A 613-nucleotide genomic window follows, 5' to 3' on the forward strand; every position below is an offset into this window, starting at 1 on the left:
CTGCTGGGACAATGCTTGTGCCGAGAGTGTCTTTGCCTTGCTAAAAAAGGAGTGGACTCGCCCTCTTGGAGAGATAGGCCGAGACGAAATGGCGAGCGAAGTTCGTTACTATACGGACCAGTACTATCCCAATGTGCGTCGGCACATGGCACTGGGAGGAGTTACCCCCAGTGCCTATGCTGCGACCGTTTAATCATTAGGTGTCTACTAAATCGGGGGCACTCCAAGCTGTCAACTATCAACTATCAACTGTCAACTATCAACTGTTAACTGAAAAAGTGACCAAATGCTTGGTGCCCAGGCGGACATGCAGGTTGTCGCCTTCCACTACATTGGTGTGGCTGTCGGTCTGGCAGAGCAGGGTTTCGCTGGCATCGACGCGTAGATGGTAGAGGATGTTGGCGCCGGTGAATTGGCGTCGGGTGACGGGCAGTGCCAGGGGGGCGGATTCGTCGGCAATCACGTCTTCCGGGCGGAGTAGTACTTCTACTTCCGTGCCAGGTTTCAGCGGTGCATGGCTGCGACCGCTGACATCGCCCAAGCTGGTGTGAACGGTGTTGCCATCGCGTACGGTGCCGCGCAAAAAGGTGCCGTAACCGGCGAACTCTGCCAC

2 protein-coding genes are annotated in these 613 nt (G+C 56.0%); one reads left to right on the forward strand and one right to left on the reverse strand.

Translation table 11 applies throughout. The features are described 5' to 3' along the window. Nucleotides 1-193, forward strand: a 193-nt coding sequence (locus A3754_RS28880) for an integrase core domain-containing protein (protein ID WP_156497196.1), incomplete at its 5' end; no start/stop codon positions are given. Between the two features lie 66 nt (nt 194-259). On the opposite strand, the gene A3754_RS24005 is transcribed toward A3754_RS28880, so the two are convergent. Continuing rightward, nucleotides 260-613, reverse strand: a 354-nt coding sequence (locus tag A3754_RS24005) for a TOBE domain-containing protein (RefSeq protein ID WP_156497197.1), incomplete at its 5' end; no start/stop codon positions are given.

The sequence above is a fragment of the Alcanivorax sp. HI0083 genome (assembly GCF_001635175.1).